The following is an 18,688-nucleotide window of genomic DNA, read 5'->3' on the forward strand; positions in this document are numbered from 1 at the left end:
CGATGGCACCCGGCGTTTGAACCTGCTTAACCAACATTCGCGGACGCCCGATGTAAAATGAGAACGCAGATCCGCCCAGATTAAGGATGGAGAACATGGCCGACCCAATTCGGATCACTTCGCGCGGAGAGGTTGAGATGCTGACGCTCTGCCGTCCCGAGGCGCTCAATGCGATGGACGAGCCGATGATCCTGGCGCTGCAGCACTATTTCCGGTCGCTGGCAGACCGGCCCGAGGTTCGGGTGGTGATCTTCAACGCCGAAGGCCGTGCGTTCTGCGCCGGGCTGGACCTCAAGGGCTGGCCCCCGCGCGAGGGAGACGGCGCGGTGCACGGCGGCTGGCGCACCCAGCGCGCGATTGCAACGGTGATGCAGTTGATGCGCAATTGCCCGCAGCCGATCATCGCCTGCGCGCAAGGCGCGGCCTGCGGCGGCGGCATGTCGCTGCTGCTCGCCAGCGACGTGCGATACTGCACCCCCGATTTCCGGATGAACGCGGCCTATATCCGCATCGGCCTGGGCGGGTGCGACATGGGGTCGAGCTATTTTCTGCCACGGCTGGTGGGCAGTTCGCTGGCCAGCGAGATGATCCTGTCGGGCCGCTTTGTCGGCGCCGAGCGCGCGCTGGCGGCGGGCTTCGTCAGCGAGATCGCAGGGCCTGACGAGATCTTGGGGCGAGCCGAGGCACTGGCCGCCGACATGCTGCTCGCCAGCCCGATGGGCCTCAGGCTCAGCAAGGACGTGCTCAACCGCAACATCGATGCCAACGGCTTCGAGGCCGCGCTGGCGCTCGAGGACCGCCAGCAGATCATGCTCAGCATGACCGAGGATTATGCCGAGGCGAGACGGGCATTCACCGAAAAACGCGCGCCCGTTTTCAGGGACAGGTGACACTCTTAGATCCTCCCCCCAGCTTGCTGGGAGAGGATTTAAAAAGGTCACCCCATCTCCGCGATCTTCTGGCGTTCGATGAAGCCGTGCACCGCCTGCACCACCACCGATCCCTCGCCGACGCCAGAGGCGACGCGCTTGACCGAGCCGGAGCGCACATCGCCCACCGCGAACAGGCCAGGACGGCTGGTCTCGAACGGCGTGCAGCCATCTCCGGTGAGGATGAAGCCGTTTTCGTCGAGCGCAGCACACCCTTGCAGCCAGTCCGAACAGGGCTGCGCGCCGATCATCACGAACAGCGCGCCGACCTCGACCTGTGTCGTCTCGCCGGTGTTGCGGTCGCGCCAGACCAGGCTTTCGAGATGCGGCTCGCCTTCGAGCGCGGTGATCTCGGTGAACGGATGGAGCGTGATAGCCTCCGATGCCTCGATCCGGTCGATCAGATAGCTCGACATCGTCGCGGCCAGCCCCTGGCTGCGCACCAGGATGTGGACATGCGCGGCATGGCGCGAGAGGAACACGGCTGCCTGCCCCGCCGAATTACCGCCGCCGACCACCACCACCGGGCGGCCGGAACACAATTGCGCCTCCATCGCGGTCGCCGCGTAATAGATCCCTGCGCCTTCCAGCCGGGCGTAATGGGGCAGATCGAGCTTGCGATAGCGCGCGCCGGTCGCCGCGACCACGGCGCGCGCCTTGGCCCGTGTGCCGTCCTCAAGCGCGATGCTGAAATGATCGCCGCCGCACTCCAGCCCGGTCGCGGCGCGGGAAACCGCCAGCCGCGCGCCGAACTTCTGCGCCTGCACCTGCGCGCGCCCGGCCAGCGCCTGACCGGATATGCCGGTGGGAAAGCCGAGATAATTCTCGATCTTGCTGCTGGTGCCCGCCTGACCGCCCGGCGCGGTCGATTCCACGATCAGCGTATCGAGCCCTTCGGACGCGGCATAGACCGCGGCTGCCAGGCCCGCAGGCCCTGCCCCCACCACGATGACATCGTGCAGCCGGTCGTGATCGATCGAGACCGCCACACCCAGTGCGTCGGCCAGTTCGTGGGTGCTGGGGTTGCGCAGGATCTGGTCTTCGGAAATCACCACCGGCAGATCACGGCCATCAAGGCCGAAGCCCTGCAGAAACGCTGCAGCATCGGGATCGGACGATGAATCGATCGTACGGTGCGGATAGCCGTTGCGCGTGAGAAACGCGTTGATGCGCACGGTATCGGCACTGCGCGCCGGGCCGACCAGGGTCACCCCGCCCTGCTGATGCTGCATCAAGGCCACCCTGCGCAGGATGAAGGCGCGCATGATGATCTCGCCGATATCGGGTTCGGCGGCGATCATCGCGCGGAAATCCGCGCGCGGCACGCGCACCACCTCGGCTGGGCCCACCGCGCGCCCGCTGACCAGGATCTTGCGGTCGTTGAACAGATCGAGCTCGCCGGTGAACTGGCGTTCGCGGTGGCTGTGGACGATGCTCTCCTCGCCATGATCATGATGGTCGATGATCGCGATTTCGCCTGAACAGATCAGGAAGAAATCGACGGTGCGCTCGCCGCGGCGGAAGATATAGGCGCCGTCGGCCACCGATTCGCGAGTGCCGAACCGGGCGAGTCGCGCGGCCATCTCTTCGTCCAGCACCGGGAAGGTCTGTTCGGGCCGGGCATAGGGATCGCTGCCATCGCCGCGCAATCCGGTGGTGTCTGGATTTCCCATCGCAGCTGTCTCCCCGCAAGGATGTCCGCGCGCCGTAGCGTCATGCCTCGGCACGCCTTGCAAGACTAGGAGAATAGCGCAGAAATGCGTAGCTTTTTTGGCAGTTACGCTTTGCTTTTGCGCAGTTCCGGTGCAAATTGCCGCCAACGCCTGATACAGGCATATGAGGTGAGGACGATGACCGAAGACGAAGATCTGGAAAGCTTCCGCGCGGAAGTCCGCGCATTCCTGGATGCAGAGCTGCCGCCCGAAAAGCGCTTTGCCGCAGACGGCTTTGCCAACTCCAGCAAGGAACTGACCGCCTGGTGGCAGGGCGTGCGCGCCAAGCGCGGCTGGGGCGCTCCGGGCTGGCCCAAGCAATATGGCGGCTGCGAATGGTCGCTCGCCCAGAAGCGCATCTTCGCCGATGAATCGACCAAGGCCGGCGCTCCATCGTACAGCCCGTTCGGCATCACCATGGTCGCGCCTGTCATCTACACCTTCGGCACCGAAGAGCAGAAGGCCGAGCATCTGCCGCATATCCTCGATGGCACCCGCTTCTGGTGCCAGGGCTATTCCGAGCCTGGCGCAGGATCCGACCTTGCCAGTCTGAAGACCCGTGCGGTGCGCGACGGCGACGATTATGTCGTCAACGGCCAGAAGACCTGGACGACGCAGGGCCACTGGGCCGACTGGATCTTCTGCCTGGTGCGCACCAACACCGAGGTGAAGCAGCAGAACGGCATCTCGTTCCTGCTGATCGACATGAACACGCCGGGCATCGAAGTCCGCCCCATCCGCACCATCGACGGCATGCACCACCTCAATGAGGTGTTCTTTACCGATGTCCGCGTGCCGGTGAAGAACCTGGTGGGCAACGAGAACGACGGCTGGACCTATGCCAAGTTCCTGCTGGGCAACGAGCGCGCCGGGATTGCCGGGGTTACTCGCACCAGCGGCGACATCGCGCGGTTGCGCGCGTGGGCAGCTTCCACCGCGCACTTCGTCGACCCGCCGATCAACGATCCCCGGATCGCGCAGCGGCTCGACGATCTCGAACAGCGGCTCGCCAAGCTGGCAGCGCTCGAGGCGCGCGCGCTCGAATCGCCCAGCCAGTCGATGGAAGCGATGCGGCTGGTTGCACCGCTCAAGCTGCTGGGAACCGAACTGTCGCAGGACGTGTCCGAGCTGGCGCTGGACATCGCGGGGCCTGCTGCCTTGCCGCGGCCGGCGGAGAACCCCGCCCACCCCTATGGCCAGGAAGGCGAGCACGCGATGTCTGTTTTCCTCTTCGGCCGCGCGCAATCGATCTATGGCGGCACCAACGAGGTGCAGAAGAACATTCTCGCCAAGATGATGGCCGCCGGGCTCTAAAAGCCAGCATTTCCAAATCCGTTTGTGTCGAGCGAAGTCGAGACACGTGAGCGCACATCCCTCGACTGCGCTCGGGACAAACGCGATGAGTGACAGGATTACCTACCCATGTTCGCACCCAATGATGATCAGCAGCTGCTGACCGACAGCGCCCGCCGCTTCACCCAGAAACATTATGCCGACGACAGGCTCGGCCAGATGGGCGAAGCCCCACTCAACACCGCATTGTGGTCCGAGATGGCCGAGGCCGGTTGGCTGATGCTGCCGTTCGCCGAAGCCGATGGCGGGCTGCAGGGCGAGGGCCAGTCGGGGCTTGGCGATTGCGTCAGCCTGTTCGAGGTTCTCGGCGAAGGCCTGGTGGTCGAGCCGGTGCTGGCGAGCACGATCCTGGCCGGCGGCCTGATCGCCGCGAGCGCTGAATCGCAGCAGCGCAGCGATCTGATCGAAGGCATCGTCTCGGGCGGCGCGCCGATCGGCGTGGCGCTGCACGAACCCCGCGCGCGGCACGACATCTGGTATTGCGAAGCGCGCGCGACCAGGAGCGGCGATGGCTGGACCCTTTCAGGCCACAAGTCGCTGGCGCATGGCGCGGCCGCGGCCGAACAGGTCATCGTCCTTGCCCGGATAGAAGGCGAACCCGGCAGCGGCGGGGCTGGCCTCGGCCTCTTCCTCGTTCCCGCCGACGCTGGCGGCGTCACCGTAACCCCCTATCGCCTGCGCGACGACCATTGGGCCGCCGATGTGGCGCTCGACAATGCCGCGCTCGGCGCTGATGCGCTGCTGCTCGGTCCCGGGGCTGCGGCCGATGCGCTGCAGAAGGCCATAGACAAGGCGCGGCTGCTGCTCGCCGCCGAAGGCACCGGCATCATGCGCCGCGTGTGCCTCGCGACGCAGGCCTACACCATGGACCGCAAGCAGTTCGGCGTTCCGCTCGCCTCGTTCCAGGTGCTACAGCACCGCATGGTCGACATGTCGGTGGCGTTCGATCAGGCGCGCTCTCTGGTCTATGAGGCGGTAACGCACGATCTGGCCGGCGATTCCGAAGCCATGACCCGCTCGGCACGCGCGGCCTATCGCGCGGTCAGCGAGGACGGGGTCGAGGTCGGCAAGCAGGCGATCCAGCTGCACGGCGGCATGGGCATGTCCGAGGAACTGCCGCTGGGCCGCGCGCTGCGCCGCCTGCTGGCGATCCGCCAGGCCTTCCCGCTCTGAACCACCCGCTTTGGGGCGACAGGCCGGAGCCAGCCAACCAGATTGCAGGAAAATTGCCCCGATATCCGCGTTCGCGCGGATGTCCGGGCGTCAATCGGGCTCCTGGCCGTTCGCCTTGAGCACCTCGCCGGCCAGATAGAGCGAACCTGCGATCAGCACCGGCATCGGCTGCTGGTCAGAGAGGCGCTGGACCGCAGAGCGCACATCCGTCGCCGCCGTCACCTCGAGCCCCGACGTCAGGCACGCCTGAAACGCATCGGCATCGTGCCATTCGTGGCCCGGCACCGGCAAAGCGGTGACGCTGGCGAGAAAAGGCTCGAGCGGGCCGAGCAACGCGCCCGGCTGCTTGTTCGAGAGCATGCCGATGATCAGGTGCACTTTGCCGCCCATGCCATCGATATGCCGCGCCAGCGCCGCGCCCGCATCGGGATTGTGCCCGCCGTCGAGCCACACCGCCTCGCCCGTGCCGAGCAAGGCGGTCAGCGGGCCAACGCCCAGCCGCTGCAGCCGCGCGGGCCAGTCGGCCCAGCCCATCGCGGCGGACAGCGCGCTGTCGGGGATAGTGACCGCGCTCTGGTGGCGGATCATCGCCACGGCCAGCGCCGCATTGTCCGCCTGATGCTCGCCCGGCAACCTGGGCACCGGCAGGCTCAGCCGTCCGTCGACATCGCGATAGTGCAGCCGCCCCTGATACAGCGCTGCATCCCAGTCCTCGCCGCGCGACTTCACATAAGCCCCGGCGCGCATCGCCTGCCCCGCGATCGCGCCCATCATGCCTGTGGCATAACGCTGGATCACCAGCGGCACGTCGGCCTTGGCGATGCCTGCCTTCTCGAACGCGATCCGCTCCATGGGCAAGTCCGGCGTGCCCGCTTCGGGCGCGAGCAGGAAGGCTTCGTGGTCGATTCCCAGCGCGGCGATGCCGCACACCGCAGGCTGCGGCAGCACGTTGGTTGCATCGAGCCTGCCGCCAAGGCCAACCTCGATCACGCACGCATCGGCAGGCGTCTCGGCAAAGGCGAGGAACGCAGCAGCAGTCGTCACCTCGAAGAAGCTCGCGCCGGTGCCCTCGGCGATATCGAGCACCCGCGCGAGGTAAGCGGCGAGCATGTCGTCCTCGATCAGCCGCCCGGCGATGCGGATGCGTTCGTTGAACCGAACCAGATGGGGGCTGGTGTAGACATGGCAGGACAACCCCGAGGCCTCGATCGCGGCGCGCAGAAAGGCGCAGGTCGATCCCTTGCCGTTGGTGCCCGCAACATGGAACACCGGCGGCAGGCGGTGATGCGGGTCGCCCAGCCGGGCGAGCAGCGCGGTGATCCGCTCCAGCCCCAGCACATCGCGCCCCGGCGACAATGCGGTCAGCCGGTCCAGCTGGGTCTGGACTGCAGGGTCGGAGGAGAAGGCGTGGTCGGGCATCACCTTCTCCCCTCCCGCGTGCGGGAGGGGCAGGTCCGGCTTGCCGGACCGGGGTGGGCAGGGAGCACGACTGCCCGAAGGCTCGGCTGCGCCTCGCCCCCACCCCGCCCTTTGGGCACCCCTCCTGCAGGCGGGAGGGGAGAGGGCGCGGCCAGCGAGTTACTGCTGCGCCCCGCCAGCCTCACGCCGCAGCCTTCGCCGCCATCAGATAATCGATCACGCTGCCAAGCCGGTCTCGCAGGTCCTTGCGCTCGACCACCATGTCGAGCATCCCGTGCTCAAGCAGATATTCCGAGCGCTGGAAGCCTTCGGGCAGCTTTTCGCGGATCGTCTGTTCGATCACCCGCTGCCCGGCAAAGCCGATCAATGCGTTGGGTTCGGCCATCTGGACATCGCCCAGCATCGCATAGCTTGCGGTGACACCGCCGGTGGTGGGGTCGGTCAGCACGACGATGTAGGGCAGTCCTGCCGCGTGCAGCCGCGTTATCGCGACGGTGCTGCGCGGCATCTGCATCAGCGAGAGGATGCCCTCCTGCATCCGCGCACCGCCCGCGGCAGTGAAGATCACATACGGGCACTTTTCGGCGATCGCGCGCTCGGTCCCGGCGATGAACGCCGCGCCGACCGCCATGCCCATCGATCCGCCCATGAAGGCGAAATCCTGCACCCCGACCACCGCCTTGTGGCTCTTGATCCGGCCCAGGGCGTTGGTCAGCGCGTCGTTGCCGACATTGGCGGCACGCGCGGCCTTCAGCCGGTCGGCGTATTTCTTGCTGTCGCGGAACTTGAGCGGGTCTTCCTTGACCACCGGCGAGGGCAGTTCTTCCCACAACTGGTCGTCGAACAGCATCGCAAAGCGCGCGGCAGAGCCTATGCGTTCGTGATGGCCGCATTTGGGGCAGACCGAGAGGTTGTCCTCGAACTCCTTGGCGAACACCATTTCGCCGCAGGCCTTGCACTTGTGCCACAGATTGTCGGGCGAATTGTCCTGACGGGCGATGAAGGGCATCGCGTTGCGGACTCGGCTGAACCAGTTCATCGGCTTAAGCTCCTCAGGCGGTTGCGGTCTGGCGGGCGGTGGCGATGGCGTCGGCCAGCGTGCGGACGTAATCGCGCACAGGGCCTGCGGCATCCGCGCCGTGCTGGCTGACAATCTCGACGATCGCGCTGCCCACGACAACCCCATCGGCGACGCGTCCGATCGCGGCGGCCTGTTCGGGCGTGCGCACGCCGAAGCCCACCGCGATCGGCAGATCGGTCGAGGCCTTGAGCCGCGCGACCGCTTCCTCGATGCTCGCCTGCACCGCCTGCTGCTTGCCGGTGATGCCTGCGACCGAAACGTAATACAAAAACCCGCCCGCGCCTTCGAGCACGGCGGGAAGCCGCGCGGCATCGGTGGTGGGCGTGGCAAGCCGGATCGGCGCGATACCCTTGGAGCGAAGAGCCGGGCCTAGCGACGCATCTTCCTCGACCGGAATGTCAACGCAGATCACGCCGTCGACCCCGGCAGACGCGCAGGCATCGGCAAACCATTCGGGCCCTCGCCGGGTCATCGGATTGGCATAGCCCATCAGCACGAGCGGCACGTTAGGGTGGCGGCGGCGGAAACCGGTGGCGATTGCCAAGATGTCGGCGGTCTTGGTGCCCGCCGCGAGGCTGCGCAGGTTCGCCGCCTGGATCGCGGGGCCATCGGCCATCGGATCGGTGAACGGCATGCCGAGTTCGATCACGTCCGCCCCGCCTTCGACCAGCGCGTCGAGGATGGCAGGGGTAGCGGCGGCGTCAGGATCGCCTGCGGTGACGAAGCACACCAGAGCCGCGCGATCGCCGGGGAAGGCGTTAGCGAGACGCGAACTCACATCTCCACTCCCAGCTTCTCAGCAACGGTGAAGATGTCCTTGTCGCCGCGGCCGCACAGGTTGGCGAGGATGATCGCATCGCGGTCCATCGTGGGAGCGACCTTCGCCACCGCCGCAATCGCATGCGCAGGCTCGAGCGCGGGGATGATGCCTTCGGTGCGGCAGAGCAACTGGAACGCGTCCAGCGCCTCGTCATCGGTGATCGCAGTGTACTCCACCCGGCCCATGTCCTTGAGCCATGCGTGTTCGGGGCCGATGCCCGGATAATCCAGCCCTGCGCTGATCGAGTGGCCCTCGGTAATCTGGCCGTCCTCGTCCTGCAGCAGATAGGTCTTGTTGCCGTGGAGGATGCCGGGGAAACCGCCCAAGAGGCTCGCGGCATGCTCGTTGCCATCGAGGCCGTAGCCTGCCGCTTCCACGCCGAGCATCTTCACATCGGGATCGTCGAGGAACGGGTGGAACAGGCCAAGCGCGTTCGATCCGCCGCCGATCGCCGCGACCAGCAGGTCGGGCAGGCGGTTGATGCGGGCAAGCATCTGCGCGCGCGCTTCCTTGCCGATCACGCTTTGAAAATCGCGGACCAGTTCGGGGTAAGGGTGCGGGCCGGCGGCGGTGCCGATGATGTAGAAGGTGTCGTGGACGTTGGCGACCCAGTCGCGCAGCCCCTCGTTCATCGCGTCCTTGAGCGTCGCTGCGCCGCTCGTCACCGGAATGACCTCCGCGCCGAGCAGCTTCATCCGGAACACATTGGGCTGCTGCCGCGCGACATCGGTCGCGCCCATATAGATCACGCAGGGCAAGCCGAAGCGCGCGCACACGGTCGCGGTGGCGACGCCGTGCTGGCCTGCACCGGTCTCGGCGATGATCCGGGTCTTGCCCATGCGCATCGCGAGCAGGATCTGGCCAATGCAGTTGTTGATCTTGTGCGCGCCGGTGTGGTTGAGCTCGTCGCGCTTGAACCAGATTTGCGGACCCTTGCCTGCAGGCGCGTCCTTGCGCAGTTCCTCGGTCAACCGCTCGGCGTAATACAACGGGCTGGGCCTGCCGACATAATGCTCGAGCAGATCATCGAACTGCGCCTTGAACGCGGGGTCTGCCTGCGCTGCGCGATAGTGCTTCTCGAGATCGAGCACCAAAGGCATCAGGGTTTCTGCAACATAGCGCCCGCCGAACTGGCCGAAATGGCCCTGTGCGTCGGGTTGATTGCGATAGCTGTTAGGCTTGGTGGTTGCGTTGGTCATGGTTGGCAACCGCTTGGCAAAAGCGCGCCATCTTGTCCATATCTTTGAGCCCGGGCGCGCTTTCGACCCCCGAGGAGACGTCGACCAGCGGCGCATGCGTCGCGGCCAGAGCCTCTTCGACATTGTCCGCATCCAGCCCGCCTGCAAGCCCCCAGGGGACCAGATGCCGATGCCCGGCGAGCAGCGACCAGTCGACCCTGGTCCCGTTGCCGCCCGGAAGCGCCTGTGCCGGGGCATCGAAGATCAGCCGGTCGGCGATGCCGTCGAAGCGGCGCGCGTTGGCGAGTGTCTCGGCGCTGCGCAGCCCCAGCGCCTTCCACACCTCGACCTTCATGTGCTTCTTCACCAGTGTCAGCCATTCGGGCTTTTCCGACCCGTGGAACTGGATGACATCGGGCCGCACCGCCTTGTACGCCTGCTCGGTCAGCACCGGCGACGCGTTGACCAGCAGCAGCACGACCTTGAGGCTGGTCGGCGTGCGCGCGCGCAGCTTCGCGGCCTGATCGAGCGTGACGTGACGCGGGCTCTTTTCGAAATGCACCAGGCCGATGTGGCTCGCGCCGTTCGCAGCGGCAGCATCGATGGCGGCTTCGGTGGAAAGCCCGCAGATCTTGATGAGGGTGTTCATTGTCTCTCAACCGGTTGTTTAGTCGTCATACTGAACTTGTTTCAGCACCCATGGTACGTCTTGGCCAGCACCATGCGAGAGGAGAATTGGGCCCTGAAACAAGTTCAGGGTGACGGGAAGGAAAACAGGCCTCACAGCGTCGCCATGATATCCCGTGCCGCCTGATCGGGCTCTGCCGCACGCGCGATCGGGCGGCCGATGACCAGCACCGAAGCGCCGGCATCGCGCGCCTGGCGCGGGGTGACCGCGCGCTTCTGGTCGCCTGCAGTGGCGCTGGCGGGGCGGACGCCGGGCACGACGAAAAAGCCGTCGCGCCACTGGTGACGCACCGCGCCGACCTCCTGGCCCGAACATACGATGCCGTCGAGGCCCGCCTGATGCGCAAGGTCCGCCAGCCGCAGCACGTTGTCGTGCGCGGTACCGGCCATGCCGATCTGGTTCATGTCGTCATCGTCCAGGCTGGTCAGCATGGTGACCGCGACCACTTTGGTCTGTGCGCCTGCCGCTGCCTTCGCGTCTTCCATCATCGCGCGGCCACCAGCGGCATGAACGGTGACGATCGCCGGTTCCAGCACATGGATCGCCTGCATGGCAGCGGCGACGGTGTTGGGGATGTCGTGCAACTTGAGGTCGAGGAATATCGGCAGGCCGAGCTTGGCGATCTCGTGCACGCCGTGATGGCCATGCGCGCAGAAGAATTCGAGCCCCAGCTTGACCCCGCCGATATGGGCGCGAACCGATTGCACCAACGCGCTGGCGCGCGCCAGATCGGGCAGGTCAACCGCAAGATAGATCGGATTGGACATGATGTGCGCGAGACCCCCTGTTGACCGTGTCATACCGAGCGCAAGGCGCTCTCCGGTTCTTGTTCGTTGATGATGCTGGCAGGCGGCTGCGGCGCGGCCTGCACCGGTGATGCGGCAGTAGCGGCAGCGCGCGTCTGGTTGGCCTCCAGCGTCACGATCCGCCGCTTCATCCGCCAGCTGCTGGTGCGATGGTAGGCCCAAAGCGGCAGGAAGCCCGCCAGAAAAGTCAGCATCAGCAGCACCGGCAGTTTGGTGACCAGCTGCAGCCCGCCCCACAGATCGAGCGTGACGGCCTGCCAGTTGTTATAGGCAAACACGATGAACACCACGACCAGCATGATGATCACCAGTGTCTTCAGGAACTGCATGACCGCGGTGTCTCCTCAATAAGTGTCCGCGTCCCGGCGGTCGGCGGGAGCATAGGAGCATAATCGCGTCATGGCCAGTCGCTTGGGTTTCGGTGCCCGGATCAGCCGAAGACCCGCGCGAAAATCGTGTCGACATGCTTGAAGTGATAATCGAGGTTGAACTTCTCCTCGATCTCCTGCGGCGACAGCACAGCGGTCACCTCGGCATCGGCCTTGAGCAGTTCGAGCAGCGACAGTTCGCCGTCCGATTCCCACACCTGCATCGCGTTGCGCTGGACCAGGCGATAGGCATCCTCGCGGCTCACCCCGGCCTGGGTCAGCGCCAGCAGCACCCGCTGCGAGTGGACAAGCCCGCCCATCTTGTCGAGGTTCTTCTGCATCCGCGCAGGATAGACCAGCAATTTGTCGATCACGCCGGTGAGCCGCGCCAGCGCGAAATCGAGCGTGATCGTGGCATCGGGGCCGAAGAAGCGCTCGACCGAGCTGTGCGAGATATCGCGCTCGTGCCACAAGGCGACGTTCTCCATCGCGGGGATCGCGGCGGCGCGGACCACGCGGGCGAGCCCGGTCAGGTTCTCGGTCAGCACCGGATTGCGCTTGTGCGGCATCGCCGACGAGCCCTTCTGTCCGGGGGAGAAATACTCCTCGGCCTCGAGCACTTCGGTGCGCTGCAGATGGCGCACTTCGGTCGCCAGCCGCTCGACCGACGAAGCGATCACGCCCAGCGTCGCGAAATACATCGCGTGGCGGTCGCGCGGGATGACCTGGGTCGAAACCGGCTCGAGCGCCAGGCCGAGCTTCTTGGCGACATGCGCCTCGACGCGCGGATCGATGTTGGCAAAGGTGCCGATCGCGCCCGAAATCGCGCAGGTGGCGATCTCGGCCTTCGCGGCCTTGAGGCGGGCGCGGCAACGGTCGAACTCGGCATAGGCCTGCGCGAGCTTGAGGCCGAAGGTGGTCGGCTCGCCATGGATACCATGGCTGCGGCCGATGGTCGGCGTATATTTGTGCTCCATCGCGCGGCGCTCGATCGCCTCGAGCAGCGCATCGAGATCGGCAAGAAGAATATCGGAGGCGCGCGCCAGCTGCACCGCAAGGCAGGTATCGAGCACGTCCGAGCTGGTCATGCCCTGATGCATGAAGCGCGCCTCGTCGCCGACCTGCTCGGCCACCCAGGTGAGGAACGCGATGACATCGTGCTTGGTGACCGCCTCGATTGCATCGATCGCGGCAACGTCGATCACCGGATTGGTCGCCCACCACGCCCACAACGCCTTGGCGGCGGACTTGGGCACCACGCCCAATTCGGCCAGCGCATCGGTGGCGTGCGCCTCGATCTCGAACCAGATGCGGAACTTCGCCTCGGGCTCCCAGATGGCGGTCATGGCGGGGCGGGAATAACGGGGGACCATAAGCTGTCCTTGCAACTGGAGCGTGGGGCAAACAGGGCACCCTTGCGCCCCGGCGGTTTCGCCCGGGCAGCTAGCAGCAAGCGGGCGCGGGTTCAACCACGGGCCGCCGCGCGCACCCCCTATTCCGCGGCGAGCGCGGTAAAGCGAAAATTGCGGAACGCCGCCTCGCCTGGTCCCGCCGCATATAGCCCCGGCCTCAGCATCAGAAAGCCGCCGCGGACATTGTGATGATAGCCCGACACTTCCATGCCGCGATCGAACTTGAGCCAGGTCCTGCCGCCATCGCCCGATGTGTGAAAGCTCACGATATGACGGCGGTTGGTGACCCTCAGACGCATCCGGCCCCCATGCGGATTGACCGGGCGCGCGCGCTCGATGCCGTATTGGTGGGTCACGAAGCGCACTGCATCGAAGCCCAGACCCGCGTAGAGCTTGTCGTCATAGAACAACACCAGCCCCGCGGTACCGCCCGGCGCCAGCTCGATGTCGCATTCGAAGCGATAGGAGGTGTCGCCCGCGGTCAGCAGCAGCGGCGATCCGGTGGACGGCGCGAGCCCCTTGCCGCGCAGGAACAATGCGTTGTCCTGCACCCGCACGCGCGCGGCCTCGTCGGGCGCAGGACGGAAGAACGACCATTTGGTGCCCAGCTGCAGCGTCGCGAAATCATCGCTCAGCGCCATGCCGTGCGGCAGCGCCCTGCCCCCCTTGGGCCTGGGAATCGGCTGCGAAAGATCGCCCCCGGTCATGCGGAACCAGCCATCGGCGCCCCACTCCACCGGATCGAGCAGGCATTGCCGCCCCAGCGTCCAGAAGCCGTTCTCATAGCCGTGGTACAGGCTCCACCATGACCCATCGGGCGCCTCGACCAGGCTGGCATGGCCCCGCGACCACCACGCCTCGCGGATATCGGTGGTGCGCACCAGTGGATTGCCGGGATGCTGCTCCCACGGGCCGTGGATCGATCGCGAACGGGCAGCGATGACCATATGACCCGTGGGAGGCCCTGCCGTGCCCCCAACGGCGGTGAGCATGTAGAACCATTTGCCGATGCGGTGGATTTTGGGGCCCTCGGGCGCGAAGCCCTCGACATCCCATTCGCTGGGATAGCGCCACGGGTCGTAGACATGCTCAACCTCGCCGGTCGCGCGCATCCCGTCGTCGGACAGCCGCACGCGGTCTCCGCCCGACAGGAACAGCCAGCGCGACCCGTCCTCGCCGACCGCGTGGCAGGGGTCGATATGCTTGTGCAGCCCCAATGGCACCGGATCGCTCCATGGGCCGTCGATATGGTCTGCCCAGATGACGAAGATGTCGTTCTGCGGCGATGCTTTCACCGGGATATACAGGAAATAGCGCCCCTCGTGCTTCTCCAGGCTGACCGCCCAGACCGACCCGATGTTGCGGGTGAGCGCTGGCTTGCGGGGCTGCCAGTTCACCAGATCACGCGAATGCCAGATCAGCAGCCCGGGATAGGATTCGAAGCTCGAGAAGGTGAGGTAATAGTCCTCGCCATCCTTGAGGATTGCGGGATCGGGCCGGTCGCCTGAAAGCACCGGGTTGAGGAAGGTGCCATCGCCCAGATCGGCGATCCGCTGGTTGTCCAGACCCCGGCGCCAGTCTGGGGAGGGCATCGGCGCCGGGGCAGTGCTGGCGCGCGCAGGTGCGGCCAGCGCCAGAGCGGTCAAACCGGCCGAGGCCATCGCGCCGCGCCGGTCGAAGGTGGGGGGCGAACTCACAGCGCCAGCCCGGTTGTCCGCGCCCAGGCGCGCCAGAGCTCGGGCCAGACCTCGACCGGCTTGCCGATCGCCTTGCGCAGGCCAAAGCCATGCCCGCCATGCTCGAACAGATGCGTCTCGACACGGATCTGTTCCGCCTTGAGCGCAGCGCGCAGCAACAGCGTGTTGTTGACCGGCACCGCATCGTCATCCTCGGCGTGGAGCAGGAAGAACGGCGGCGCATCGGCGGGCACGTTCAGATGCGGCGAATGCGCGGCCTCGAGCGCCGGGCTCGCGCTTTTGCCGACGAGCAGTTCGCGTGATCCGGCATGCGCATCGGGCGCGGTCATCGAGATCACCGGATAGATCGGCGCTGCGCTGCGCGGCTTGGCGGAAAGCTTGTCCGCCTCGTCGACCGGCGCATACACCTTGGCATCGAACCGTGTGGCGAGATCGGCACACAGATGGCCGCCAGCGGAAAAGCCCATCGCCGACACGCGCTCTGGATCCAGCGCGAAGTCGCCGGAACGCGCGCGGATCAGCCGCATCGCGCGCTGCGCATCGGCGAGCGCCACATCCGGCCCTGCCGCCCAGCCCTCGCCCGGCAGCCGGTAGAACAGCACGAACGCAGTAAAGCCGCGCGCTGCCAGCCAGCGGCCCATTTCATAGCCTTCCTTGTCGACCACCACCCAGCGATAGCCGCCGCCCGGCGTGATCAGCACGCCAGCGCCATTGGGCCGGTCGGGTCTGAACACCGCCATCCGGGCCTTGGTTATGCCAAAGACCGCCCGATCGGTGACCAGCCGGTCGGTCGAGCGTTCCTGCACGGTCTCGGCAAGGGCTCGTGCGGGCATGCCAGGCGCGCCACCGGGCCACAGATCGATGGTTTCGGACGGTTGCGGCAGCCCGGGCGGGAGCGCGCCGCCCGGCACCGCGGTCTGCGCCCATGCACTGTGCGCCATCCCCAAAGCCAGAGGAGCCGCCATAAGGGATCGGCGATCGATCTTCATGGCGACTCCTCCGGTCAATTCAGCAGGAACAGCGTCGAACCGCTGACCCGGTTGTCATCAGTATTTGAAGCGAGCACCGAGGAAGAAGGTGCGGCCGAAATGGTTGTTCTCGTAGTTCCGGTCCGCATCGAAATCGGTGAAGCGATAGCGATAGGTGTCGGTCAGGTTGTTGCCTTCCAGCGAAACCTCAAGCCATTCGGTCACCTTGTAGCGGATCGAGGCATCGAGGTTGAACTGGCTGCCAAAGCCTTCGAGGATGTTGCCGGTGCCGCTCGCACCTTCGTGCCACCGGCTGCGATAGGTGGCCATGACACGGGCGGAGAACTTGCCGTCGTCATAATAGAATGTGCCGTTGTAGGAACGCTTCGACACGTTGGCGAGTGTGTTGGTGACATTGACGTTGGTGAGCGGCCCAAGATTGCCGTTGGGCTGGTTTGCAACCGTGATCGGTCCTTGCAGCTGATAATCGGCATCGGAGGAGATGAAGGTCGCGTTGGCCAGAATGCCGAAATTGCCCAGGAACCCGTCGGTAAAGGCGGAGAACGGAATCTGTGCCGCGATTTCCCATCCTTCGAGCGTCGCACCTTCGCCGTTCACAGTCGTGGACAGCACCCAGCGGGGTTCCAGAAGCTGCGACGGATTGATCGCTGCAGGAGAGCTGGGGTTGAGCGATGTCACCGGCGCGCCGGTTTGCGCATAGGTCAGCTCGGTTATGGAATCGCTGCGCGTGAAGGTGGCGATGTTCTTCTTGAACCAGGCGACCGACAGAACGGCCTGAGGTGCAAAATACCATTCCGCCGACATGTCATAATTGGTGGCGCGGAAGGGTTCGAGGAAGGGGTTGCCCGTGCTCACGCGGTAGTTGAAACCATCCGCCGTTCCACCTGGGGTCAAGGCGCCCAGCGTCGGGCGGGTGATGACGTCCGCTGCGGCGAACCGGAGGATGACGTTCTGCGTCGGGAAAATCGCCAGGTTGGCAGACGGCAGCCAGTCGTCATAGCTGCGCTCCACTGTCCGATCGACCGTGCCGACCAGACCATATGAGGACTGTTCGGTTTTCACGTAACGGATGCCAGCGTTCAGGGCATATTCCACGCCGAGCAGTTCGCCCTTCGCATCGAACTGCACATAACCGCCCTTGGTCGTTTCCTGCACCCCGCGATTGTTGCCTGCGTCCAGCGCGAGCGGACGGCTGTAGAGCTTGGTGAATTCGGCCGCGGTGTCGAGGTTCGGGACCAGCCAGGCGTTGGTATTGCCTGCCGGCTGACCTGCCTTGCCCAGCTCGAACAATTCGGAGATCTGCGCGGTGACGGGCAGGCCATAGATAGCGGCAGGGCCGAACGCGGCGGTTGGCGAACAGGTGACCGTGCCCAGCACGCGATCAAGGCCGCCATTGCCGCAAACCGCGGTGTCGCGCGTGAACGCCACGGTGTCGAATTCGAACCGGCGCCACATCACGCCCGCCTTGATGGTGAAACCCTCGGCCACATCCCATTCGGTGCGCAGCTGAGCGGTCTTGAACTGGTTGACGATTTCAGAGGGCCGATCGCGGATCTCGGCGAGCTGGAAGACTGCCGGATCGGTGACGCTGGTGCCGAAGGTCAGCTTCGGCCGCTTCATGTCGGAATAGTCGTAGCTATAGCCCTGCGCGTCGCGGTCATCGAAAACGATGGTCGTTTCCACCGGAATGTCTGCGGTCGACTTGGAAATGCCCCCCAGCAGCGTGAAGCGGAAGCTGTCCGAAAGATCCTGGTCCCAGGTCCCGCCGACCTGGTAGAATTCGGTGGTGCTTTCGCGCAGGTAATGTTCGGTGCGGACCCAGGCATCGTTGAAGGTGCCGCTGATCATGTTGTTGTTGGCGTCGTACACCGGATTGATGACGTCGATCGAGCGCTCGTTCGAACGGAACAATACCTCGCCCCAGCGCTCGCGGCGGTCGCTGTTGAAGCGCGAGAAAAGACCGTCGATCGAGAACTTGGTCATGTCGGTCGGTGCGAACTGGATCGATCCGGTGATGCCCAGACGCTCGCGGTCGTGCTTTACTTCACCATAGCGCGGGATGCGCGGATGGAAGGAGAGCGTGGCCTGGTCACAGGCTGCGCTGGGACGATACACGCCCCCGCTGTTCGGACGCCCTGCCGTATTGGCCGCGCTCTGCTGGAAACAGGGGGTGCCATTGACCGAGTCAAAGCGGGCCTGCGCCCAGCGCACCGTGTTGTTGCCCAGCTCCAGCACCTGCGTCTTCTGATACGCGGCAGAGAGCGACACGCCGAACGTGCCGGCATCGTTGCGCCAGCTCAGCAGCCCTGCAAGGCGCGGCCCTGCATATTCGGACAGGTCGTTATAGCTCACCACCGCGGATCCGACTGCGGTGAAGCCCGCCTTGGCAGCGAGCGGGTTGCCGGTGTTGAGGTCAACGACAGCACCCAGCGAACCTTCGTCGAGGCTGGCCTCGGCAGTCTTGTGGATGACGATCGAGCTGAACAGTTCGGAGGCGAAGACGTTGAAATCGAACGCGCGGTCGCGGTTGGCCGAAGCGCCGTCGGTGGAGGTGGCGACGGTTTCGAGCCCGTTGACGCGGACGCGGGTGAACTGGCTGCCCAGACCGCGCACGGTGATCGCGCGGCCTTCGCCGGCGTCGCGGGTGATCGAGATGCCGGGGATGCGCTGCAGCGATTCGGCAAGGTTCTGGTCGGGGAACTTGGCGATATCCTCGGCGACGATCGCATCGATCGCGCCCACCGAATTGCGCTTGAGGTTGATCGCGGCCTCGAGCGACTGGCGGAAACCGGTGACGACGATTTCGTCGGCGGCAACGGCGTCATTCTCGGCGGCCTGGTCCTGCGCGGTGGCGTCCTGCGCCTGCGCCGTGCCTGCTGCACCCAGTGCGCAGCCTGCAAGCAGTGCCAGCTTGATGATAGAAACGCGCGATGCCCGCTGCGAAATCCGACTGCCCATGTTCAATCCCCTCCCAATTGCCCTTTTCGGGCCTATTGCTACCGGTGTCAAAGGAGAAGACGCGGACACGCTCTGACCCTCTTCGACACCCTGGCTCCCGTGCTC

The 18,688-nt window shown here is 65.6% G+C and carries 15 protein-coding genes; 3 read left to right on the plus strand and 12 right to left on the minus strand.

All coding sequences use genetic code 11. From position 1 onward, the window contains the following. Positions 1-95: 95 nt before the first annotated feature. A complete protein-coding gene (locus IP68_RS17290; protein ID WP_054136308.1) occupies positions 96-890 on the plus strand; it encodes an enoyl-CoA hydratase/isomerase family protein in 795 nt (264 codons plus the stop codon). A 47-nt stretch (positions 891-937) separates the two neighbouring features. Here IP68_RS17290 and IP68_RS17295 read toward each other — a convergent pair whose 3' ends face one another. Beyond that, positions 938-2,602: an FAD-dependent oxidoreductase gene (locus IP68_RS17295; RefSeq protein WP_054136268.1), complete on the minus strand. Its 1,665-nt coding sequence runs from the start codon at positions 2,600-2,602 to the stop codon at positions 938-940. A 177-nt stretch (positions 2,603-2,779) separates the two neighbouring features. On the opposite strand from IP68_RS17295, the gene IP68_RS17300 reads away from it, so the two are divergent. Together IP68_RS17300 and IP68_RS17305 are read left to right on the plus strand one after the other, a co-directional pair. Then, complete coding sequence (locus IP68_RS17300) at positions 2,780-3,955, plus strand: acyl-CoA dehydrogenase family protein (RefSeq protein ID WP_054136269.1); 1,176 nt, start codon at positions 2,780-2,782, stop codon at positions 3,953-3,955. 108 nt (positions 3,956-4,063) lie between these two features. Further along, positions 4,064-5,167 (plus strand): acyl-CoA dehydrogenase family protein, encoded by a 1,104-nt coding sequence (locus IP68_RS17305; protein ID WP_054136270.1) that lies wholly within the window; start codon positions 4,064-4,066, stop codon positions 5,165-5,167. Positions 5,168-5,257: 90 nt separating this feature from the next. On the opposite strand, the gene IP68_RS17310 is transcribed toward IP68_RS17305, so the two are convergent. From IP68_RS17310 to IP68_RS17360, 11 genes are all read right to left on the minus strand, one after another. After that, entirely contained in the window at positions 5,258-6,586 is a 1,329-nt protein-coding gene (locus tag IP68_RS17310; protein WP_054136271.1) for a folylpolyglutamate synthase/dihydrofolate synthase family protein, read from the minus strand. 181 nt (positions 6,587-6,767) lie between these two features. Further along, positions 6,768-7,625 (minus strand): acetyl-CoA carboxylase, carboxyltransferase subunit beta, encoded by an 858-nt coding sequence (gene accD / locus IP68_RS17315; RefSeq protein ID WP_054136272.1) that lies wholly within the window; start codon positions 7,623-7,625, stop codon positions 6,768-6,770. Positions 7,626-7,638: 13 nt separating this feature from the next. Beyond that, positions 7,639-8,445 carry a tryptophan synthase subunit alpha gene (gene trpA / locus IP68_RS17320; protein ID WP_054136273.1) on the minus strand — a complete coding sequence of 269 codons (807 nt, stop codon included), beginning with the start codon at positions 8,443-8,445 and terminating at the stop codon, positions 7,639-7,641. Next, positions 8,442-9,686 carry a tryptophan synthase subunit beta gene (gene trpB, locus IP68_RS17325; protein ID WP_054136274.1) on the minus strand — a complete coding sequence of 415 codons (1,245 nt, stop codon included), beginning with the start codon at positions 9,684-9,686 and terminating at the stop codon, positions 8,442-8,444. Before trpB ends, trpA begins: the two co-directional genes overlap by 4 nt. Further along, a complete protein-coding gene (locus IP68_RS17330; RefSeq protein ID WP_054136275.1) occupies positions 9,661-10,314 on the minus strand; it encodes a phosphoribosylanthranilate isomerase in 654 nt (217 codons plus the stop codon). The genes trpB and IP68_RS17330 overlap by 26 nt, the downstream gene beginning before the upstream one ends. Positions 10,315-10,445: 131 nt before the next feature. Further along, entirely contained in the window at positions 10,446-11,120 is a 675-nt protein-coding gene (pyrF, locus tag IP68_RS17335) for an orotidine-5'-phosphate decarboxylase (RefSeq protein WP_054136276.1), read from the minus strand. A 29-nt stretch (positions 11,121-11,149) separates the two neighbouring features. Continuing rightward, on the minus strand, positions 11,150-11,488 hold the full coding sequence (locus IP68_RS17340; RefSeq protein ID WP_054136277.1) for a hypothetical protein: 339 nt from the start codon (positions 11,486-11,488) through the stop codon (positions 11,150-11,152). 101 nt (positions 11,489-11,589) lie between these two features. Further along, on the minus strand, positions 11,590-12,900 hold the full coding sequence (gene purB, locus IP68_RS17345; RefSeq protein ID WP_054136278.1) for an adenylosuccinate lyase: 1,311 nt from the start codon (positions 12,898-12,900) through the stop codon (positions 11,590-11,592). Positions 12,901-13,019: 119 nt separating this feature from the next. Further along, positions 13,020-14,600: a family 43 glycosylhydrolase gene (locus IP68_RS17350; protein WP_082382471.1), complete on the minus strand. Its 1,581-nt coding sequence runs from the start codon at positions 14,598-14,600 to the stop codon at positions 13,020-13,022. A gap of 32 nt (positions 14,601-14,632) precedes the next feature. Continuing rightward, a complete protein-coding gene (locus IP68_RS17355; RefSeq protein ID WP_054136279.1) occupies positions 14,633-15,625 on the minus strand; it encodes an alpha/beta hydrolase in 993 nt (330 codons plus the stop codon). A 57-nt stretch (positions 15,626-15,682) separates the two neighbouring features. Continuing rightward, positions 15,683-18,583 carry a TonB-dependent receptor gene (locus tag IP68_RS17360; protein ID WP_054136280.1) on the minus strand — a complete coding sequence of 967 codons (2,901 nt, stop codon included), beginning with the start codon at positions 18,581-18,583 and terminating at the stop codon, positions 15,683-15,685. Between the last annotated feature and the right edge of the window lie 105 nt (positions 18,584-18,688).

The sequence above is a fragment of the Blastomonas sp. AAP25 genome, from assembly GCF_001295965.1.
Lineage (GTDB): Bacteria > Pseudomonadota > Alphaproteobacteria > Sphingomonadales > Sphingomonadaceae > Blastomonas > Blastomonas fulva.

Coding starts and splice junctions, on each gene's coding strand:
- IP68_RS17290 (WP_054136308.1), top strand. CDS start 96: ATGGCCGACCCAATTCGGATCACTTCGCGCGGAGAGGTTGAGATGCTG.
- IP68_RS17295 (WP_054136268.1), bottom strand. CDS start 2,602: ATGGGAAATCCAGACACCACCGGATTGCGCGGCGATGGCAGCGATCCC.
- IP68_RS17300 (WP_054136269.1), top strand. CDS start 2,780: ATGACCGAAGACGAAGATCTGGAAAGCTTCCGCGCGGAAGTCCGCGCA.
- IP68_RS17305 (WP_054136270.1), top strand. CDS start 4,064: ATGTTCGCACCCAATGATGATCAGCAGCTGCTGACCGACAGCGCCCGC.
- IP68_RS17310 (WP_054136271.1), bottom strand. CDS start 6,586: ATGCCCGACCACGCCTTCTCCTCCGACCCTGCAGTCCAGACCCAGCTG.
- accD (WP_054136272.1), bottom strand. CDS start 7,625: ATGAACTGGTTCAGCCGAGTCCGCAACGCGATGCCCTTCATCGCCCGT.
- trpB (WP_054136274.1), bottom strand. CDS start 9,686: ATGACCAACGCAACCACCAAGCCTAACAGCTATCGCAATCAACCCGAC.
- IP68_RS17330 (WP_054136275.1), bottom strand. CDS start 10,314: ATGAACACCCTCATCAAGATCTGCGGGCTTTCCACCGAAGCCGCCATC.
- pyrF (WP_054136276.1), bottom strand. CDS start 11,120: ATGTCCAATCCGATCTATCTTGCGGTTGACCTGCCCGATCTGGCGCGC.
- IP68_RS17340 (WP_054136277.1), bottom strand. CDS start 11,488: ATGCAGTTCCTGAAGACACTGGTGATCATCATGCTGGTCGTGGTGTTC.
- purB (WP_054136278.1), bottom strand. CDS start 12,900: ATGGTCCCCCGTTATTCCCGCCCCGCCATGACCGCCATCTGGGAGCCC.
- IP68_RS17350 (WP_082382471.1), bottom strand. CDS start 14,600: ATGGCCTCGGCCGGTTTGACCGCTCTGGCGCTGGCCGCACCTGCGCGC.
- IP68_RS17355 (WP_054136279.1), bottom strand. CDS start 15,625: ATGAAGATCGATCGCCGATCCCTTATGGCGGCTCCTCTGGCTTTGGGG.
- IP68_RS17360 (WP_054136280.1), bottom strand. CDS start 18,583: ATGGGCAGTCGGATTTCGCAGCGGGCATCGCGCGTTTCTATCATCAAG.